Raw genomic sequence first — 18,185 nt, forward strand, 5'->3', positions numbered from 1 at the left:
GGTAAATGGAGAAAAAATTTGTACTCGCATTAGATCAAGGCACGACGAGTTCGCGGGCGATTTTGTTCGATAAAGAAGGGAAAATTGTCGATGTTGCGCAGCGGGAATTTACCCAGTATTTCCCGCAACCGGGCTGGGTCGAGCATAACGCGAATGACATTTGGTCATCTATTCTCGGGGTCATCGCCGAAGTGCTGGCAAATCAAGATGTGTCGCCGAAAGAAATCGCCTCGATCGGCATCACAAACCAGCGGGAAACAACGGTTATTTGGGATAAGCATACCGGTAAGCCGATTTATAACGCGCTTGTCTGGCAGTCGCGGCAAACCGATCCAATTTGCGAAGACTTGCGCGCCAAAGGGTATAACGATCTGTTCCGCGATAAGACTGGATTGTTAATTGACGCTTATTTTTCCGGGACGAAAGTCAAATGGCTGTTAGATAACGTCGAAGGCGCCCGCGAGCGTGCGGAAAACGGCGATCTGCTCTTTGGCACGATCGATACGTGGATTATTTGGAAATTGTCGGGGCAGCGGGCGCACGTAACCGATTATACAAATGCCTCGCGGACCTTAATGTTTAATATTCACGAATTAACATGGGACGAGGAATTGCTCGATATTCTAGGAGTGCCAAAGCAAATGCTGCCGGAAGTCCGGCCTTCGTCAGAGGAATATGCGAAGACGATCGACTATCACTTTTTCGGTGAAGAAGTGCCGATTGCCGGTGCTGCCGGTGACCAACAGTCTGCGCTGTTCGGTCAAGCATGCTTTCAAGACGGGATGGCGAAAAATACGTACGGCACCGGCTGTTTTATGCTGATGAATACCGGGGAACGAGCAGTGAAGTCGGAACACGGGCTGTTAACGACGATTGCCTGGGGCATTGACGGCAAAGTTGAATACGCGCTGGAAGGCAGTATTTTTGTAGCTGGATCGGCAATTCAGTGGCTGCGCGACGGGCTGCGAATGGTGAAAACAGCGCCGGAAACGGAGAGTTATGCGGAAAGAATCGCTTCGACAGACGGCGTGTATATGGTGCCGGCCTTCGTCGGATTAGGCACGCCGTATTGGGACAGCGAAGTGCGCGGCGCAATGTTCGGCTTAACGCGCGGAACGGAAAAAGAGCACTTTATCCGTGCGACGCTCGAATCGCTCGCTTATCAAACGCGTGATGTACTCGATGCGATGAATGCTGATTCGGGGATCGATGTGAAAACATTGCGCGTAGACGGCGGAGCAGTAAAAAACAATTTCTTAATGCAATTCCAAAGCGATATTCTCGGCGTGCCGGTAGAACGTCCGGAAGTGCAAGAGACAACAGCTCTCGGCGCAGCCTACCTCGCCGGTTTGGCTGTCGGCTTTTGGGATGATAAAGAAGAAATTGCTAAACAGTGGCACATCGACCATACGTTTGAACCTGATATGACAGAAACAGAGCGGCAAAACCTTTACAATGGCTGGAAAACGGCGGTTGAAGCAACGATGAAATTTAAACCGAAAGCGCTTCAGCCGGAAGCTGAGAATGTCCCTGTTAAATAATACGGTCATGTGTTAAACTGGTCAGTAAGTTAAAAGAAGGTCTGAGATGAGGAGAGACCGCAGCACCCCCGGTGAAGAGTGTATTTTACCGGTCTTGTTGCGGTCTCTTTTTTTGTATCTTGTTTATTGTTTAGAGGAGGAATCATGTATGGTAAAACCATTTTCAGCGCTGCAGCGCAAAACACATTTAGCCGAAATGGCTGAAGAAGAACTAGACATGCTCGTGATCGGCGGCGGCATCACCGGGGCGGGAATTGCTCTCGATGCTACTGACCGGGGTTTAAATGTCGGACTGGTGGAAATGCAAGATTTTGCAGCCGGGACGTCAAGCCGTTCAACGAAACTCGTGCACGGCGGGCTCCGCTATTTAAAGCAATTGGATTTCAAAATCGTCGCCGAAACCGGGAAAGAACGGGCGATCGTGTATGAGAACGCTCCGCACGTGACAACACCGGAATGGATGATGCTTCCGATCGTCAAAGGCGGAACGTACGGCAAGGCGGCAACTTCTGTAGGTTTGAAGGTATATGACACCCTTGCCGGGGTGCGCCGTAAGGAACGGCGGAAAATGCTCAGCCTCAATGAGACATTGGAGCGGGAACCGTTATTGCGCCGCGATAAATTAAAAGGCGGCGGCGTGTATGTTGAATACAAGACTGATGACGCGAGGCTGACGCTTGAGACAGTGAAAGAAGCTGTCTACCGCGGCACAAAGGCCGTCAATTACACGAAAGCGGAGACATTGCTGTATCGAAACGGCAAGGTGATCGGCGCCCGTGTAAAAGATGTTGAAAGCGGTCAAACGTATGACATCTACGCAAAACGTGTCGTGAATGCAGCCGGTCCTTGGGTCGATGAGCTGCGTGAACAGGACGGATCCAAAACAGGCAAGTATTTGTATTTAACGAAGGGTGTTCATGTCGTATTTGATCAATCGCGCTTCCCGCTGAAACAAGCCGTCTACTTTGATACGGAGAACGACGGCCGGATGATTTTTGCGATCCCGCGCGGAAACAAGACGTATGTCGGCACGACCGATACGTACTATAAAGATGACATTACCACGCCGCGAATGACCGAAGAAGATTTAAAATATTTAGTCGATGCGTCAAACTATATGTTTCCGGGGATGGACTTAACCCGCGATGACGTTGAATCAAGCTGGACCGGCTTGCGGCCGCTGATTTTTGAAGAGGGGAAAAGCGCCTCGGAAATTTCCCGCAAAGACGAAACGTTTGAATCAGAGTCCGGACTTCTCTCGATTGCCGGCGGCAAGCTGACAGGCTACCGGAAAATGGCGGAACGGATCGTCGATATTGTTGCCAAAGAACAAGGTGTGAAGAAAAAATGCTCAACGGCGAAAATTGTCCTTTCCGGCGGAGATGTCGGCGGCTCGGAAAATTTAGACACGTTTATTAAGGAGCAAACTGCCGAAGGAAAACGCCGCGGGCTGACAGAAGACGAAGCGCGTCACTTGTCATCGCTTTTCGGTTCAAACGTTTCGCGGATTTATGAATTAATCGACACACTCGGCGAGGAAGGCGAACATTACGGCTTGCCGAAAAGCGTGTTTGCGCCGCTCGTTTACAGCATCGAAGAAGAGATGGCGGTTTCGCCGATCGACTTTTTCAATCGCCGCACAGGTGCCTTGTTCTTTGATATCGATTATGTGGAAAAATGGAAAGAGGCGGTGACGTCTTACATGGCGACCCGTTTTAATTGGTCAGCTGAACAAAGAGAAGCTCACGTGAACGAGCTGGAAACTGAACTTTATTTTGCCAAGTATCCGGTAGAAACACGGGAAGCAAATTAACGATTACCCTTTGCGTTAGAAGCTAAAGTGCGGTTAAATAGAATTAGAAGTAAAAGTCATTTCGCTAATCGCAAAGGAGGACGCATGATGAGTTGGGAACAGGAGTATAAACGCTGGATCGAGAATCCGTCGTTGGACAACGTGTTAAAAGAAGAACTTGAAAGCCTGGTAAATGATCAGGCAGCTCTGGAAGACCGCTTTTATAAAAAATTAGAGTTCGGAACGGCCGGTATGCGCGGAGAAATCGGTTCCGGGACAAACCGTATGAATACTTATACGGTTCGAAAAGCAGCCAAAGGTCTTGCGGATTACGTGGCTTCAAAAGGGGAAGAAGCGAAAAAGCGCGGCGTCGCAATCGCCTACGATAACCGCCGGAAATCTAAGGAATTTTCGGTTGAAACGGCCGCTGTACTCGGTGCGAACGGTGTAAAAGCTTACGTATTTAAGGAGCTGCGCCCGACGCCTGTTCTATCCTTTGCGGTTCGCGAGTTAGAAACCGCAGCGGGAGTCATGATTACAGCGAGTCATAATCCGCCGGAATATAACGGTTTCAAAGCGTACGGAAGTGACGGCAGCCAATTAGTGCCGGAAGATGCCGATCAGTTAATCAGTTATGTCAACGCGGTTGAAGATGAACTGTCGATTGAACGTGAAGATCCGGAAAAACTTGAAACGTCAGGATTGCTTGAATGGGTGCTTGAAAGCATTGACACCCGTTATAACGAGGAAATGAAACGGGTGATCATGGATCAGCCGCTGATTGATGAGATCGGCGGTCAGCTCTCCGTCGTATTCACCCCGCTGCACGGAACAGCGCAAGTGCCGATGATGCGCGCATTCGAAACGGCCGGGTTCACAAATGTCTATTCTGTTCCCGAGCAAGATACACCGGACAGTGAATTTTCCACGGTCAGTTCGCCAAATCCGGAAGAACACAGCGCATTTGCCGAAGCGATTAAAGTCGGCGAAAGCGTTCATGCCGACCTTTTGATTGCGACGGATCCCGATGCGGACCGTGTCGGCTTAGCAGCGAAAAACGAACAGGGCCAATACGTTGTGTTTAACGGCAATCAAGCCGGGGCGCTCCTGCTCGATTACTTGCTGAAAAAGAAACATGAACAGGGCGCGCTTCCTGAAAACGGTATCGTAATTAAAACGATCGTGACCTCAGAAATGGGGCGGACAATTGCTGAATCTTACGGCATGACTGCGATCGATGTACTGACCGGTTTTAAATTCATCGGGGAAAAGATTCGTCAATATGAAGCAGACGGTTCGAATACGTTCCTTTTCGGCTACGAGGAAAGTTACGGTTATTTAATCGAGCCGTTCGCGCGGGATAAAGACGCGATTCAGCCGTCATTATTGGCAGCAGAAATGGCTGCTTATTATAAAAAGCACGGCATGAGCCTTTATGATGCCATGGTGCACCTGTATGAAAAATACGGCTTTTATTATGAAGACTTGGTTTCTTACACGTATAAAGGAAAAGAAGGCGGCGAAAAAATCAACCGTATTATGGACGTGTTTCGCCGCGATGTTGCAAGCGGCGAAGTCTCCGCCGGGATTGTTAAAATTGAAGATTACCACACGGGCGAACGAATCTTTGTTGACGGCAGTCCGCGGGAGACGATTGATTTGCCCGCATCGAATGTCTTGAAAATGTTCTATGATGACGGTTCGTGGTTTTGCCTCCGTCCGTCCGGAACGGAGCCGAAAATTAAATTTTACTTTGGTGTGAAAGGCGCTTCAGACAAAGAGGCGAATGAGCGTCTTGAAACGATCAAGCATGACCTTCTTGCCAAAGTCGATCGTATATAAAGGACTATCCTCCTGTCATTGATGGCAGGAGGACTATTTTTTTGCTTATTATGGAAAAAATCTGTCAGGATGTGATATATTGAGTGTTCCAGACGAGTAATAAAGAATTAAGCGGGGTTCACAATGAGTATATCTTGTTTGTTGCAAGAAATCGAAAAGAAGCGTAATTTAATGATGCTGGCAGCCAATCAATACGGTTTTTCAGCCAAGATTACCATTACATACAGCCAAGAGCTGGACCGGTTAATTGCTGAATACGCGAAATACTCAGAGGCGGTGGCCAGTCCGCCAAAACAACCGTATAGCCGATCCGTTGTCACGTGATCAAAAAACAGTCCAGAGGATTCAACAATCCAACAAGACTGTTTTTTTTTTGATCAATATTGCCTTGTTTGTGCCGGATAAAGCAGGGGTATAGTAGTAAAAAAAGAGGAGGCGGCATTTCAATGGCGATCATCTATCTGTGCCGGGAGTGCAGCGGCAGAGGAAAAGTGAAGCAAAAGCGGATGTTCATGACAAAAGAGATCGTCTGTCCGAAATGTAAAGGAACCGGGAAGCTGAAAACTGAAAAACTTAAGAAGCCTTCTTGACGAAAATGCCCGGCAGATAACTGTGATCTGCCGGGTTTTTTATTCGAGTATTTCCCAACCGGTCGAAAGTTCGATCTCCGGATTTTTGTCTTGGAACCAGCGAAGGGCAAAGTCATTTTCGAATAAGAGCACAGCCCGTCCCTGTTGGTCGTTGACAAGCATTTTACGGTGGTCGGATACAAGGTCGGAAACATCGCCTTTTGTCACCCAGCGCGCCAGCTCGTGGCTCATATGGACAAATTCTAAATCGACGTTGTATTCTTGTTTCATCCGGTGTTCGAACACTTGAAATTGCAGCTCACCGACAGCGCCGAGAATGTAATCTTCAAAGTACGGTGTTTTATACAGCTGGATCGTGCCTTCCTGAACGAGCTGTTCAATTCCTTTGTGATATTGCTTATGTTTCATCGCATTCTTCGCGGTGACTTTTGCGAATTGTTCCGGCGGGAACTGCGGCATTTCTTCATATTGAATTTTTTCGCCGCGGTCAATCAGCGTATCGCCGACTTGGAAGTTCCCGGAGTCATACAAGCCGACAATGTCGCCCGGCATCGCGCGGTTAACCGTTTCCCGGTCGGAAGCAAAAAAGGAGTGCGATTGATTCATTTTCATTTTTTTCCCCGTCCGGGACAATGTCACTTCCATACCGCGCTCAAACGAACCGGAGCATACGCGGAGAAAAGCGATCCGGTCCCGGTGATTCGGATTCATGTTCGCTTGAATCTTGAAAATGAACCCGGAAAACTGTTGTTGATCCGGCGAAATCCAGCGTCCTGAAGCTTTGCGCGGTTTCGGCGGGGCCGCGAGCTGAACGAATTGATCGAGAAACGACTGCACGCCGAAATTCGCCAAGGCACTTCCAAAAAAGACGGGTGTCATTTCGCCTGCTTGGATTTGCTCGAGGGAAAAATCGTTGCCGGCTTCTTCGAGAAGCATCTTATCTTCTTCTAACGCCTCCCGTTCGTAAGATTCCAATGTGTCCACTTCTGAATAAGGAACGATTTGGCGTTCTTCGGCTTTTTCAGAGAAAACATCTACCGTGTCATCTGAAAGGTTATAAATCCCTTTAAGGCGTTTGCCGGTGCCGATCGGCCAATTCATCGGATACGTGTCCATCTCGAGTGTTTCTTCAATTTCCGCTAACAAATCGAGCGGTTCTTTGCCTTCACGGTCCAGCTTATTAATAAAGGTTAAAATCGGGATCCCGCGCATGCGGCAAACTTTAAACAATTTTAACGTTTGTGCTTCAATGCCTTTCACACTGTCGATCACCATCACCGCGGTATCAACTGCGGTCAGCGTCCGGTACGTATCTTCACTGAAATCTTGGTGCCCGGGGGTATCAAGAATATTGATTTGAACGTCATCGTATTCCAGCTGCATCACACTTGACGTGACCGAGATACCGCGTTGTTTTTCAATGTCCATCCAGTCTGACGTGGCAAACTGGCCGGATTTTTTTCCCTTCACTGTCCCGGCGCTTCTGATACTTCCGCCGAGAAGAAGAACTTTTTCTGTTAAGGTTGTTTTCCCGGCGTCCGGGTGCGAAATAATCGCAAACGTTTTCCGTTGTTTTTCTTCACTCATTGTTTCATATCCTTTCCATCTTTACGTTTCGCGCATTCTGACATTTCATTATAACGTAATTCAGCGGATGTGACGAGAGGAAAAACGAAAGGTTGAATCCTTGAACTCAAGGGAAAAAACAAGTATCGTTAGAATTATCTTACCAATGGAAGGAAGAGTTCAATGAAACAAATATACGATCAATTTCAAGAAGTTGTCATGGCTATTCTTCCTTTGGCCGCTGTGATTATTATTTTACAGTTCACTGTCATCGGTATGCCTCCGGACGTTTTCTTTCGTTTTATTGCCGGGGTGGTGATGGTCGGACTCGGCTTATTTTTATTTTTAGTCGGTGTTCATATCGGTCTCTTGCCGATCGGGGAGATGATCGGCTCGACTTTGCCGAAAACGAAAAAGCCGGTGCTCATTATCGGCACAGGGTTTGTGCTCGGTGTTGTTGTCACCATTGCAGAACCGGATGTTCGGGTGCTTGCTTCCCAGGTCGACCAAGTTTCCGGCGGGGAAATTTCCAATATGGTTCTGGTATATTCCGTTGCGATCGGTGTGGGTTTTTTTGTCGCGATGGCGATGGTGCGGACGTTGTTTAACATACCGTTGAAATACATACTGATCGTCAGTTACGGATTAGTATTTTTCATGCTTACATTCGTACCGGACATGTTTGTGCCGATTTCGTTTGATGCCGGCGGTGTCACAACGGGTCCGATGACGGTGCCGTTTATCCTTGCACTCGGTGTCGGTGTCGCCTCGGTTTTGCGCGGAAAATCGTCAACGAGTGACGGATTCGGCCTTGTTGCACTCGCGTCGATCGGGCCGATCTTCGCCGTGATGATTTTGGGGGTGATTTACGGATGATTGCTGAATTGTTTTATGGCTTTGATCATGTCCTCATGGAAGTCACCTTTGCGATTATTCCGCTCCTCGTCTTTTTCTTTGTCTTCCAATTTTTCTTTTTGAAGCTCGAAAAGGAACGGATTAAAAATATTTTGATCGGGGTCGCCTTCACGTTTGCCGGGCTTGCGTTGTTTTTGCAAGGCGTGGAAGTCGGTTTTTTTCCCGCCGGCCAAGCGATTGGCGAGCTTTTGGCAGAGCGTGACAACACGATTGTTTTATTGCCCGCGCTTGGTTTCTTATTCGGGTTTGTCGCAACGTTTGCTGAGCCGGCGATTCGAATTTTAAATTACGAAGTTGAAAAAGTGACCGCCGGTTCGATCTCCAAAAATGTTATGCTCTTGACCCTGTCAACCGGGGTCGCTGTTGCAATAATGCTCTCAATGATACGCATTGTTTTAGGAATCCCGTTGATGTATTTTATTATTCCGGGTTATTTGCTGGCAGTCGTGCTTGTGTTTATTTCGAGCGATCGGTTTATTTCGATAGCCTTCGATGCCGGCGGAGTGGCGACGGGGCCGATGACGGTGACATTTATTATGGCGATCGCTGTCGGCATTGCCGATGTGACACAAGACCGTGACCCATTGCTTGACGGATTTGGTATGATAGCGTTAGTGGCTTTAATGCCGATTCTGTCTGTGTTAATACTTGGACTCATTTTTAATATGAAAGAGCGGGTGAGAGAATGATCAGTCAAATCATGCGTGATCATAAATTACTCATAACGATCGTTAAAAAAGGAAAAGCAAAAACGGTTTGTAAAGCCGCGAAAGCGGTCGGTGTCGAAGGGCAGACGATCATGCTCGGATCCGGTGTCGGTATACATGAAAAGAAGAAAGTCTTCGGAATTGATGCACTCTACGAAAAGGAACTGATTCTTCATCTCGTGCCTGAAGATCTTCTTCCCATAGCTGTCGATGCGATTACAGCAAAAGCGAAGCTGAATGAGCCCGGCAAAGGTGTCGGGTTTGTGATTGATATAAAAAAAACGGTCGGAATGGCGCATATGGATTATGATGAAGAAGTAAAGGAGGATATCGACGAGATGACAGACGACGTAAAACACGAAGGATTTAACTTAATTTTAACAATCGTTAATAAAGGCCGCGCCGGCAGAGTGATCGACGCTTCAAATCGCGGCGGCGCAGAAGGCGGTACCGTGATGAACGCCCGCGGCAGCGGGATTCACGAAAAAGCGAAATTGCTTGCGATTGATATTGAGCCGGAAAAAGACGTTGTCTTAACGCTGATCAAACGTTCGCTGACGAAAGATGTTTTAAAAGCGATTGAAGAGGATGTTGAAATTAACAAGCCTGGAAACGGGATTGCCTTTGTCCTGCCGGTAGAAGAAACGATCGGTTTGCCGCATCTCGTACAAAAATAAAGAAGAGCGCTAAAACGCTCTTCTCAGACTGTCGCCGCAGGATTAAGCCGGGATGCTGTGGCATCCTCTCTGTTTCAAATAGTGCGTTGTCAATATTGTTCTGCAACGTAAGAAAGCCGCGCAGCCGCTCCTCCGACACCTCCGGGAAAGCAAGAGACGAAGATCCGGATTCGGCGGTCCGAGACCGCCGAAGGCTAGCTGAGTCCTTGCCCCGGGCAAGCGGAGGTTAGCGGCTGCGCGGCTTGCGTCAAAATACGAGTTTGTCTGCAGTCAAAGAAGAGCGCCGCGGCGCTCTTCTTTTTTGTTATTATTCAGCTCGTGACGTCTCAAAGGCTGTAATTTTGTCAGCCATATTGAGCGTAATCGAAATTTCATCCCAGCCGTTAATCAGCATTTGCTTTAAGTGATCAGGAATATCAAACGAAGCATCAAAGCCGTCTTCATCATAGACACGCTGGTTTTCAAGATCAACATTCAGTTCATAACCGCCGTTTTCACTCTTCGCCACCAGTTCTTCGACTTGTTCTTTTGGCAGGACAACCGGCAAAATGCCGTTTTTTACGCAGTTGTTGTAAAAGATATCGGCAAAGCTCGGAGCAATGACGACGCGGAAACCGAAGTCCTGAATCGCCCAAGGCGCGTGTTCGCGGGATGATCCGCAGCCGAAGTTCTCGCCGCTGACCATGATCGAGACATCATTAAATTCCGGACGGTTCAGCGAGAAGTCGCTGCGCGGTTCGTTATTATCGTCAAAACGCCAGTTGAAAAACAAGAATTGCCCGAATCCTTGGCGTTCGATCCGTTTTAAAAACTGTTTTGGAATGATTTGGTCAGTATCAATATTCGAACGGTATAACGGATAGACCGTTCCTTTATGGTGTTTAATCGGTTCCATTGTATCTCCTCCGTTTTAGACTGGTGCTGGTTCATACGTGCGGATGTCAGTGAAATGGCCGTTAATCGCGGCAATCGCAGCCATTTCCGGTGCAACAAGATGCGTTCGCGCGCCGTTGCCTTGGCGGCCTTCGAAGTTGCGGTTGGACGTCGAGGCGCAACGTTCACCGGACGGGACGATGTCATCGTTCATTGCCAGACACATGCTGCAGCCGGCTTCACGCCATTCAAATCCGGCAGCTTTGAAAATTTCGTCGAGTCCTTCTTTTTCCGCTTCGGTTTTAACCGATTGCGAGCCGGGCACAACCATCGCGCGGATCCCGTTTTTGACTTGTTGGCCTTCAACAATGCTCGCAGCGCGGCGCAAATCGCTTAAGCGTGAATTGGTACAGGAGCCGATAAAGACGTGGCCGATTTCGACCGAGGAGATCGGTTCGCCGCCTTTCAGGCCCATGTATTCGAGTGCACGGCCGATTTCTTCTTTTTCCGCTTCGGTATTGGCATCTTCCGGTGTCGGAATATTGGCGCTGACCGGTATCGACATCGACGGGTTCGTTCCCCACGTGACTTGCGGTTCGATTTCCGCTGCGTCAATTTCCAATGTCGTGTCGTACTCAGCACCTTCATCGGTTGCAAGCGACTTCCAGTAGTTGACGGCTTCGTCAAAAGCTTCGCCTTTAGGGACATGCCGTTTGCCTTCTAAATAATTAAAGGTAGTTTCGTCCGGGCTGATTAAGCCGGCTCGCGCACCGCCTTCAATCGACATGTTGCAAATCGTCATCCGTTCTTCCATCGTCAAGTTGCGGATCGCTTCGCCGGTGTACTCGACGACGTGACCGTTGCCGAAATTGACACCGAATTTGCCGATGATGGCTAAAATTAAGTCTTTCGATGTGACAGCCGGGCTTAACTGACCGTTAACTTTCACATTCATCGTACGCGGCTTGGCCTGCCAAAGCGTTTGCGTTGAGAGAACGTGCTCGACTTCACTCGTGCCGATGCCAAAAGCCAAGGCTCCGAATGCACCGTGTGTCGCGGTGTGGCTGTCGCCGCAAACGATTGTTTTTCCGGGCTGTGTCAAACCCATTTCCGGGCCGATCACGTGGACGATCCCTTGATCAGGATGATCGATGCCGGCCAGAGGAATGTCGAATTCTTCACAGTTATTTTCCAGTGTATCCATTTGCTTTTTCGAAACTTCATCGTAAATCAAGTGCCGCGCGACTGTCGGGACATTGTGGTCCATCGTCGCATACGTGCGGTCCGGCCGGCGGACGGATCGGTTCTTCATCCGCAGGCCTTCAAACGCTTGCGGCGACGTCACTTCATGAATGAGGTGCAGATCGATATAGAGGAGGTCCGGTTTATCTGTTTCTTCATGAACGACGTGTTCGTCCCAAATTTTTTCGATAATCGTTTTTCGGTTGTTATCACTCATCGTGTTTCACCTTTCCCTTCGTTCTAATCACTTATTATGCGTAACAGGACTTAATGCTTTCGGTTGCTGAATGGTCTTCGATCATTTCAATCACATAATCCGTGATTTCTTTTGTGCCGACTTTTTGGCCGTTTTTCACGTTTAAATCACCGGTGTGATAGCCTTGTTTTAAGACGCTGTCGACAGCTTTCTCGATCGTCTCCGCTTCTTTTTGCATCGCAAAAGAATAGCGAAGCATCATTGCTGCCGAGAGAATCGTCGCAAACGGATTGGCCAATCCTTGGCCGGCAATGTCAGGTGCAGAACCGTGAACGGGTTCATAGAGACCGAAGCCGTCTTCACGCAGGCTTGCAGAAGGGAGCATGCCGAGCGACCCGGTCAGAACAGACGCTTCATCGCTTAAAATATCGCCAAACATGTTTTCTGTCACAATCACATCAAAATCTGTCGGGGCGGTAATCAGCTTCATCGCTGCTGCGTCGACGAGCATGTGTTCCACTGTGACGTCAGTGTATTCGGGAGCAATTTCATTCACGACTTCACGCCACATTTTGCTTGATTCGAGAACATTCGCTTTATCAACCGATGTTAACTGTTTGCGCCGCACGCTCGCGGCTTCGAAACCTTTGCGGACGATCCGTTCAATTTCCGATCGTTCATAAGCGAGCGTATCGACGACAGAGGTACCGTCATTGCGGCGTTCGCTCGGTGTGCCGAAGTACAGTCCGCCCGTCAACTCACGGACGATAAGCAAATCGCTGTCGTTGACGACTTCATGTTTTAACGGCGAGGCATGCAACAGCTCGGCAAATCCTTGAACCGGCCGCAAGTTTGCGAAAAGCCCAAGCGATTTGCGAATGCCGAGCAGGCCTTTTTCCGGACGAAGGTGTGACGGGTTTTCATCCCATTTCGGTCCGCCGACAGCGCCTAACAGAACAGCATCACTGGCATGACAAGCCGTTTCCGTCGCTTCTGGAAGCGGTGTGCCGAACTCATCGATCGCTGCGCCGCCGATCGCTTCCGTTTGATACGTGAAGGTGTGATTAAATTGATGAGCGACAGCGTCTAAGACACGCTGCGCTGAAGCGGTGACTTCTTCACCGATCCCGTCGCCGGGCAGGAGAACAATGTTTTTTTTCATATACGAAAACACCTTTCAAAAAGAGATGATAAGAGAAAGGACGAACCGGAAATACCGGCCGTCCGGGTGAGAACTTAAGATTGAATATGAGCGATCTGCTGCTGTTCACTTTCTTTTTGATAAATCGCCCGGTTGACGCCGTTAACAAACGCTTTTGCTGAAGCTTCGAGCACGTCCTGTGATGAAGCTCGTCCGTTGACGGGCTTGCCGTCAACAACCATTTTTACGTTCGCATGCGCCAAGGCATCTTCACCGCTGCCGATGGAGTTTAAATGGTAATCTGTCAGTTTGACCTCTTCAACCGTCATTTCATCGAGCGTATTATAAAGCGCTTCGACACTTCCGGAACCGGTTGTCGCAGCTTCTAGTTTACTGCCGTCCGGAGCAAACATCGTAACCGTTGCAAGCGGTGTATTGGTTGAGCCGTAATGAACTTGAAAGGAGGACAGCTCATATTTCGGAATGTCGCTTGTATCAGTCGTGATGTCGGTCAATATGGTAAACAAATCGTCATCGGTGACTTCCTTATTATTATCGGTCAGCTGTTTGAACGTCGTGAAAGCTTCGAGCAGTTTTTCTTCAGACAGTTCGTAACCGAGGTGTTCAACTTTGTCTTTAAATGCGTGCTTGCCTGAATGTTTGCCGATCACTAAGTTGTTCGATTGGACGCCGACCATCTCCGGTGTGATGATTTCATACGTAGAGGCATTTTTCAGCATGCCGTCTTGATGAATTCCGGATTCGTGTGCAAACGCATTTTGACCGACAACCGCTTTATTTCGCGGAACAGACATACCGGTCAAGCGGCTGACAAGGTCGCTCGTTCGTTTGATTTCGTTTAAAACAAGATCGGTGTCGAACTGATAGTAGTCTTTACGGATATTCAATGCAACTGCGAGTTCTTCCAATGCAGCGTTTCCGGCACGTTCGCCGATGCCGTTAATGGTTCCCTCGACTTGTGTCGCCCCGTTTTCAATTGCAGCGATCGAATTCGCTACCGCCATGCCGAGATCATCGTGACAATGAGCAGAGAGTGTAACTTGATCGATTTTTGGGACGTTTGTACGGACGTATCGGAAAAGCTCACCGTACTCGTGCGGTGTCGTGTAGCCGACCGTATCAGGCAGGTTGATCACCGTAGCGCCCGCTTCAATGACGGCATTAATAATGCGGACGAGAAATTCCGGTTCAGAGCGGGAGGCATCTTCAGCTGAGAACTCAACTTTCGGGAATTTTTCGCGGGCATATGCGACCATCTCTTCGGCAATCGCAACGACTTCATCCGGGGTTTTGTTCAGTTTATGCTCCATATGAATCGGAGACGTGGCTAAAAAGATGTGAAGCCGCGGATCAGAACCTTCCTTCAAAGCTTCCCAAGCGGTATCGATATCCGATTTTTTCGCCCGGGCCAAGCCGGTGACAGAAACGTTACGAACCGTGCGGGCAATTTCACGAACACCGTTAAAATCACCCTGTGAGGAAGCAGGGAAGCCTGCTTCCATCACATCAACACCGAAGCGCTCAAGCTGTTTGGCGATTTCCAGCTTTTCAGGCTGGTTCAAATTGACGCCGGGAGACTGTTCTCCGTCGCGCAGCGTCGTATCAAAAACCTTAACGTGAGTCATTATTGACCACATCCTTTTTTTTATCGATCGGCTGATTGACAAACGGCATCAATTCGCGAAGTTTTCGGCCGACTTGCTCAATTTCATGCTCGTTTTCGCGGGCGTTAATTGCATTGAACTGCGGGCGGTTCGCTTGGTTTTCAGTGATCCAGCTCTTTGCAAACGTACCGTTTTGAACGTCTGCGAGAATATCTTTCATGCGCGCTTTCGTATCTGCATCAACGACGCGCGGGCCGGAAACGAAATCGCCCCATTGCGCTGTGTCGGAAATCGAGTAGCGCATGTTCTCAAGTCCGCCTTCATAAAGCAGGTCAACAATCAGTTTCATTTCATGCATACACTCGAAGTAAGCAACTTCCGGCTGATAACCGGCTTCTGTCAATGTTTCAAACCCGGCTTTAATTAAGCTGGTGACACCGCCGCAAAGTACAGCTTGCTCGCCGAACAGGTCGGTTTCTGTTTCTTCTTGGAACGATGTTTCCAAAATGCCGGCACGTCCTGCGCCGATCCCTTTTGAATAAGCCAGTGCGGTTTTAGCGGCATTGCCGGTATAATCTTGATAAATACCGTACAGCGCCGGTACGCCGGCATCTTCTTCAAATGTGCGGCGAACAAGGTGTCCCGGTCCTTTCGGAGCGACGAGGAATACGTCGACATCGGACGGGGGAACAACTTGGCTGAAGTGGACATTGAAGCCGTGTGCGAACGCGAGCGCGTTGCCTGCGTCTAAATTCGGTTTGATGCTTTCTGCGTAAATTTCCGGCTGACGCTCATCCGGAAGGAGAACCATGACGACATCAGCCTTTTTAACTGCCTCATCTACCGGTGCAACGTGGACGCCGTCTTCTTCCGCTTTTTCCCAGGACTTTCCTTTACGAAGGCCGACAGTTACCTGAAAGCCGCTTTCTTTAAGATTCAGTGCATGCGCGCGTCCTTGCGAACCATAGCCGATCACGGCAATTTGTTTTTGTTTGAGATCTTGATCCTCGATTTGGTGGTTGTAAATTACGTTTGTCATGTAAATGTCATCCTTTCTGATTTGGGTAAAATATTTATTTTAATAACGAGTATTGCGGGAGCTCAGCAGCTTGCGGCTGATGTCCCCGGGCAAATGCAGTCAGCCCTGTTCTCGCTATATCCTTAATCCCGTACGGACGGAGAAGCTCAATTAATGCTTCAATTTTGTCCGGTTTACCGGTTACTTGAATCGCGAGGCTGTCTTTACTGACATCAATCACAGACGCGCGAAACGGTTCAATGATGCCTTGAATTTCATTTCTGTCGTGCGCGGTGCTGACTACTTTGATTAAAGCAAGTTCTCGCGCCACAACAGCTTTATCAGATAAATCGTGGACTTTTATCACATCAATTTGTTTGTTCAGCTGTTTGGTGAGCTGTTCTAACTTGGCGTTATCAGCGACATCGACAACAAATGTCATTTTTGAGATGCCCTCTGTTTCGGTCCGGCCGACAGAAATACTTTCAATGTTAAATTGGCGCTTTTGCATAAGGCCGGTAATCCGGTTCAAAACGCCGCTGCGGTTTTGTACCTCTGCAGTTATGATCCGTTTCATGGTTTCACCCCAATCATTTCATGAATCCCTTTGCCGGGTGCAATCATCGGGTAGACGTTCTCTTGCTGCAGGACACGGCAATCAATGACAGCAGGCTGATCATCGGCAAGAATCTCCGGCATCGTTTCATTGAACTCTTGCTGTGATTCGATTTTGAAGCCGCGGATGCTGTAACTTTCAGCCAGCTTGATAAAATCCGGCTGGGTGCCGATCAGTGATTCTGAATAACGCTCTTCGTAAAAGGATTCTTGCCACTGCCGGACCATCCCGAGCGCTGCGTTATTGACAATGATGACTTTCACCGGAATTTGTCTTTCTTGCAGCAAAGACAGCTCCTGCAGCGTCATTTGAAATCCGCCGTCGCCGACAACAGCAAGAACCGTATCCTCGGGTGCGGCCAACTGTGCGCCGATCGCAGCCGGAAAGCCAAAGCCCATCGTTCCGAGTCCGCCTGATGTGACCCAGCGGTTCGGCCGGTTGAACTGATAATATTGCGCGGCCCACATCTGATGCTGGCCGACGTCGGTTGTCACGATCGCATCGCCTTTCGTCGCATGATAAATCGACTCAATCAGCCATTGCGGAATCATCTCTTCGTCGTGATCGTTATACCAAAGCGGATATTCCGCCATATTCTCCCGCAAGTGTGTCATCCATTCATCGTGTTCCGGACCTTCTGTCATTTGTCGGAGAAGTTCTTCAAGCGCCGCTTTGGAATCGGAAACGATCGGGATGTCTGTCGGCACGTTTTTGCCGATTTCAGCCGGGTCAATGTCGATGTGTGCGATTTTCGCTTCAGGGGCAAAATGCTGCAAATTGCCGGTTAAGCGGTCATCGAATCGTGCCCCGATGTTGACGAGCAAGTCGCAGTCGGCAATCGCCATATTGGCTGTATACGTGCCGTGCATTCCTGCCATTCCGAGAAACAGTTCATGCTGACCCGGAAAAGCGCCGAGGCCCAAGAGCGTTGACGTGACCGGCAAGGAATATTGTTCAGCTAACGACGTGATTTCTTCGGAAGCTTGACCGTGGATAATGCCGGCTCCGGTAAGAACAACGGGCTTCTTCGCTTGTTTGATGGCATCAGCAAGCTTTTTGATCTGCAGCGGGTTCGGTTTGATGGTCGGCTGATAGCCTTTCAAATCAAATGTTTTCGGGCCTTTCTCTTCGCAGATACCGGCTGAAATGTCTTTTGGAATGTCGACAACAACTGGACCCGGCCGGCCGGTCGAAGCGATATGAAACGCCTCGTTAATAATCCGCGGAATTTCATAGCTTGATTGCACTTGATAGTTGTGTTTCGTAATCGGGGTAGTGATGCCCATCACATCTGCTTCCTGAAAAGCGTCCGTTCCGGTTACAGCGGTGGCAACTTGGCCGGTAATGACGACGAGCGGAAGGGAATCCATCATCGCGTCGGCAATTCCTGTAACAAGGTTTGTTGCGCCGGGGCCGCTCGTACCGATCACCACTCCGGGCCGTCCGGATACTCTTGCGTATCCTTCCGCGGCATGAATCGCTCCTTGTTCATGACGGGGGAGGATATGGTCAAAATCCCCGTCAGAACGGTATAAAGCATCGTAGATCGGAAGGACCGCACCGCCGGGATAGCCGAATATTTTATCAACGTTTTGCTCGACAATCGACTCAACCAACACATCAGCACCTGTTTGAACGGTTTGTTTGGCCTGCGTTTGCGGCTTCGTTTCTGTTTTCATCTATGATCCCTCCTGATTATCCGCTCAATTTGTTGAGCATTGTGCATTTCTGTCAAAGAAAAAAAAGCCTCTTCTCCTCGCAGTGATTTGGATTAAACCACTGACGGGGAGAAAAGGCTTTGCTTTTCACGGTACCACCCGGATTTAACCGCCCTTCGCAAGACG

General features: G+C 49.0%; 16 protein-coding genes. 8 read left to right on the forward strand and 8 right to left on the reverse strand.

The features are described from left to right. Positions 1 to 5: 5 nt before the first annotated feature. The 5 genes from glpK to EDD67_RS13995 all read left to right on the forward strand — a co-directional run bounded on the left by glpK (position 6) and on the right by EDD67_RS13995 (position 5,765). Positions 6 to 1,541 (forward strand): glycerol kinase GlpK, encoded by a 1,536-nt coding sequence (gene glpK / locus EDD67_RS11775; RefSeq protein ID WP_121440190.1) that lies wholly within the window; start codon positions 6 to 8, stop codon positions 1,539 to 1,541. Between the two features lie 148 nt (positions 1,542 to 1,689). Continuing rightward, on the forward strand, positions 1,690 to 3,354 hold the full coding sequence (locus tag EDD67_RS11780; protein WP_121440191.1) for a glycerol-3-phosphate dehydrogenase/oxidase: 1,665 nt from the start codon (positions 1,690 to 1,692) through the stop codon (positions 3,352 to 3,354). Positions 3,355 to 3,441: 87 nt separating this feature from the next. Next, the gene (locus tag EDD67_RS11785) at positions 3,442 to 5,175 is read left to right on the forward strand and encodes a phospho-sugar mutase (protein ID WP_121440192.1); all 1,734 of its coding nucleotides are present in this window, start codon (positions 3,442 to 3,444) and stop codon (positions 5,173 to 5,175) included. Between the two features lie 123 nt (positions 5,176 to 5,298). Further along, on the forward strand, positions 5,299 to 5,499 hold the full coding sequence (locus EDD67_RS11790) for an aspartyl-phosphate phosphatase Spo0E family protein (RefSeq protein ID WP_121440193.1): 201 nt from the start codon (positions 5,299 to 5,301) through the stop codon (positions 5,497 to 5,499). Positions 5,500 to 5,621: 122 nt separating this feature from the next. Continuing rightward, positions 5,622 to 5,765, forward strand: coding sequence for a hypothetical protein (locus EDD67_RS13995; protein WP_154718763.1), 144 nt, complete (start codon positions 5,622 to 5,624; stop codon positions 5,763 to 5,765). 39 nt (positions 5,766 to 5,804) lie between these two features. On the opposite strand, the gene EDD67_RS11795 is transcribed toward EDD67_RS13995, so the two are convergent. Continuing rightward, entirely contained in the window at positions 5,805 to 7,352 is a 1,548-nt protein-coding gene (locus tag EDD67_RS11795) for a peptide chain release factor 3 (RefSeq protein WP_121440194.1), read from the reverse strand. Between the two features lie 162 nt (positions 7,353 to 7,514). Between EDD67_RS11795 and EDD67_RS11800 the strand changes: the two genes are divergently transcribed. Genes EDD67_RS11800 through EDD67_RS11810 form a run of 3 tightly spaced genes read left to right on the forward strand, consistent with a single transcriptional unit; the run spans position 7,515 to position 9,630 of the window. Then, entirely contained in the window at positions 7,515 to 8,207 is a 693-nt protein-coding gene (locus tag EDD67_RS11800; protein WP_121440195.1) for a DUF1538 domain-containing protein, read from the forward strand. Further along, positions 8,204 to 8,935 carry a DUF1538 domain-containing protein gene (locus EDD67_RS11805; protein WP_121440196.1) on the forward strand — a complete coding sequence of 244 codons (732 nt, stop codon included), beginning with the start codon at positions 8,204 to 8,206 and terminating at the stop codon, positions 8,933 to 8,935. The genes EDD67_RS11800 and EDD67_RS11805 overlap by 4 nt, the downstream gene beginning before the upstream one ends. Beyond that, the gene (locus EDD67_RS11810; protein ID WP_121440197.1) at positions 8,932 to 9,630 is read left to right on the forward strand and encodes a P-II family nitrogen regulator; all 699 of its coding nucleotides are present in this window, start codon (positions 8,932 to 8,934) and stop codon (positions 9,628 to 9,630) included. The genes EDD67_RS11805 and EDD67_RS11810 overlap by 4 nt, the downstream gene beginning before the upstream one ends. A gap of 307 nt (positions 9,631 to 9,937) precedes the next feature. On the opposite strand, the gene leuD is transcribed toward EDD67_RS11810, so the two are convergent. From leuD to ilvB, 7 genes are all read right to left on the reverse strand, one after another. Next, positions 9,938 to 10,525, reverse strand: a complete 588-nt coding sequence (gene leuD, locus EDD67_RS11815) for a 3-isopropylmalate dehydratase small subunit (protein WP_121440198.1) — start codon at positions 10,523 to 10,525, stop codon at positions 9,938 to 9,940. Positions 10,526 to 10,540: 15 nt separating this feature from the next. Further along, positions 10,541 to 11,962: a 3-isopropylmalate dehydratase large subunit gene (gene leuC / locus EDD67_RS11820; protein ID WP_121440199.1), complete on the reverse strand. Its 1,422-nt coding sequence runs from the start codon at positions 11,960 to 11,962 to the stop codon at positions 10,541 to 10,543. A 34-nt stretch (positions 11,963 to 11,996) separates the two neighbouring features. Beyond that, a complete protein-coding gene (gene leuB, locus EDD67_RS11825) occupies positions 11,997 to 13,103 on the reverse strand; it encodes a 3-isopropylmalate dehydrogenase (protein ID WP_121440200.1) in 1,107 nt (368 codons plus the stop codon). Positions 13,104 to 13,177: 74 nt separating this feature from the next. Next, complete coding sequence (locus EDD67_RS11830; protein ID WP_121440201.1) at positions 13,178 to 14,728, reverse strand: 2-isopropylmalate synthase; 1,551 nt, start codon at positions 14,726 to 14,728, stop codon at positions 13,178 to 13,180. Then, the gene (gene ilvC / locus EDD67_RS11835) at positions 14,715 to 15,746 is read right to left on the reverse strand and encodes a ketol-acid reductoisomerase (protein ID WP_093072757.1); all 1,032 of its coding nucleotides are present in this window, start codon (positions 15,744 to 15,746) and stop codon (positions 14,715 to 14,717) included. The genes EDD67_RS11830 and ilvC overlap by 14 nt, the downstream gene beginning before the upstream one ends. Before the next feature lie 34 nt (positions 15,747 to 15,780). Next, entirely contained in the window at positions 15,781 to 16,302 is a 522-nt protein-coding gene (gene ilvN / locus EDD67_RS11840) for an acetolactate synthase small subunit (RefSeq protein ID WP_093072756.1), read from the reverse strand. Beyond that, positions 16,299 to 18,020 carry a biosynthetic-type acetolactate synthase large subunit gene (ilvB, locus tag EDD67_RS11845; protein ID WP_121440202.1) on the reverse strand — a complete coding sequence of 574 codons (1,722 nt, stop codon included), beginning with the start codon at positions 18,018 to 18,020 and terminating at the stop codon, positions 16,299 to 16,301. The genes ilvN and ilvB overlap by 4 nt, the downstream gene beginning before the upstream one ends. Positions 18,021 to 18,185 lie beyond the last annotated feature (165 nt).

It is taken from the genome of Salisediminibacterium halotolerans, from assembly GCF_003814815.1.
Classification (GTDB): domain Bacteria; phylum Bacillota; class Bacilli; order Bacillales; family Salisediminibacteriaceae; genus Salisediminibacterium; species Salisediminibacterium halotolerans.